Here is a 2,087-nt window from a genome sequence, read left to right on the forward strand (position 1 = left end):
CCCTCAAGCCCCTGGAGGGCCTCATCCAAGAGGAGGCCGGCCGTGGGGTCTTCCTTTACCATCTGGCAAGGGCCAGCCTGGCCTTCCGTCCTCCCCTGGGCTTCCTGGGCCGCCTCCAGGCCCCAAAGGGCCGGGTGGACCTGAAGCGGGGGGGGATCGCCCCCATCGTAAGCCTGGCTCGGCTTTACGGCCTCCTGGCCCAAAGCCGGGAAAAAAGCACCCCTAGGCGGCTTGCTGCCGCCGCCCAAAAGGGAATCCTGAGCGAAAAGACGGCAGAAGGGCTGACCGAGGCCTACGCCTTTCTCTTCGGCCTCCGGCTCGAGCACCAGCTTTGGGCCTTAAAGCAGGGGATTCCCCTCACGCATGAGGTGGAGGTCAAAACCCTCAGCGCCCGGGAGGCCGAACGGCTAATGGAAGCTTTTCATCTCATCGCCCAGGTTCAGGCCTACACAGCGGAAAGGTTCCAGATAAGGTTATGAAGCGGGAACTCCTCCATTTTCTAGGGGTGCTCCTTCTGTGCCACCTCCTTGTGGCGATGGCGGCGGCCTGGGCGGTCTGGCTCGTGTACTCCGACCTTCCCCCGGAGGCCCAAAGCCACCTCCTCGAGGCCCTAAAGAGGCGCGCGCCCCTTTTGGGCCTCCTGGGAATCCTCCTGCTTGCGCCTCTGGCCCTCCTCCTCCAGCCCCTTTTCCTAGGGTTTATGGCCGCGGCCAGGGCCCTGGGCCGGGAAGTGGAGGTGATCCTCCGGAGCAACCCCGGTCACCGCCTCCCCCTGGAGGGCCCCTGGGCAATCCGGGACCTGGCCCAGAAGGTGAACGCCCTGGCGGAAAAGGCGCACACCCTGGAAGAGGAAGCGAAAAGACGGGAAAGGGAGGTCCGAAAAAGCCTTGAATTGGAGCATGAACGCTTTCTGGCCCTCCTGGCCAACCTCCCCCTGGGGGTGGTGATGGCCAACCAGCTGGGCCAGGTGGTCCTGTACAATCCTTGGGCCAAGGCCCTTTTGCCCGACCTCTTTCTGGGGAAGAATCTCTACGCCCTCTTACGGGAGGTTCTGGCCCAGGCCCTGGAAGCCCCGGGCCACCCTTTCGCCCTGAACGGCCTCCGGCTCAGGACGGTCCCCTTGCCTCAGGGGTTTCTCCTCCTCTTAGAAGGCCGCGCGAACCCTGTCCCCAAGGAGGGAGGAGCCCCTTCGGAAAAGGAAGCCCTTAGCCTAAAGGACCTGGCCCGCCTGGTGGCCCAGACCCTCGAGGACCGGCTGGGCTACGCCCCCGGGGTCCGGGTGGAGGGGGAGGGGTTCTTGGAAGTGGAGCGCCTTGGCCTCCTGCGTGCCCTCAAGGAGCTGGCGGGCCTTTTGGCCCAGGCGGGGGTGGAAGCCCTCTGGCTCGAGGCCAAAACGGACCAGAACCGCGTCGAGCTCGCCCTCTATCCGGTGCCCCACCCTCCCCACGCCCTCTTGGAGGAGGTGCGGCGGCAGGGGGGAAGGGCCGTTTTCAAGGAGGGACGGACCTTCCTGAGCCTTCCCCTCCTTGGGGCTCGACCGCAAGACCCCCTTCCCGAGCGGCCACCCCTTTACGACTTCCGCCTTCTGGAAGCCACGCCCTCTCCCCTTCTAAGGAAGCCTCTTCGGGAAGCCCTTTACACCGCCTTGGACCTTGAGACCACAGGGCTTGACCCCGAAGAGGATGCCATTCTCGCCATCGGAGCGGTGCGGCTTTTGGGGGACCGGATCCTCCCCGAGACCTTTGAAGCCCTCCTGGACCCAGGCCGGCCCATCCCCCAGGCCTCGAGCCAGGTGCACGGGATCACGGAGGAGATGGTGCGGGGCCAGCCCAAGGTGCAGGAGGTCCTTCCCGAGTTTTTCCGTTTCCAAGAAGGAAGCCTTCTCCTGGCTCACAACGGGGCCTTTGACCTGGCCTTCTTAAGCCGGGAGGGGAAGAAGCTGGGCCTGGACTTCCCCAGACCGCTTCTGGACACCCTTCTTCTGGCCCAGCTTCTTTTTGAAGAGGGGGATCTGGCCCTCGAAGCCCTGGCCCGACGGTTCGGCGTGCCGGTCTTGGGCCGGCACACCGCCTTGGGCGATGCCTTGA

General features: G+C 65.2%; 2 protein-coding genes. Both read left to right on the plus strand.

What is annotated here, in order from left to right:
* On the plus strand, positions 1-479 hold a 479-nt coding region (locus C4301_RS09895; RefSeq protein WP_352414900.1), incomplete at its 5' end, for a putative nucleotidyltransferase substrate binding domain-containing protein.
* Positions 476-2,087 (plus strand): exonuclease domain-containing protein (locus C4301_RS09900; RefSeq protein WP_352414901.1); only part of this gene is annotated, 1,612 nt, incomplete at its 3' end. The genes C4301_RS09895 and C4301_RS09900, both read left to right, overlap by 4 nt.

It is taken from the genome of Thermus sp. (assembly GCF_040290245.1).
Taxonomy (GTDB): Bacteria; Deinococcota; Deinococci; order Deinococcales; family Thermaceae; genus Thermus_A.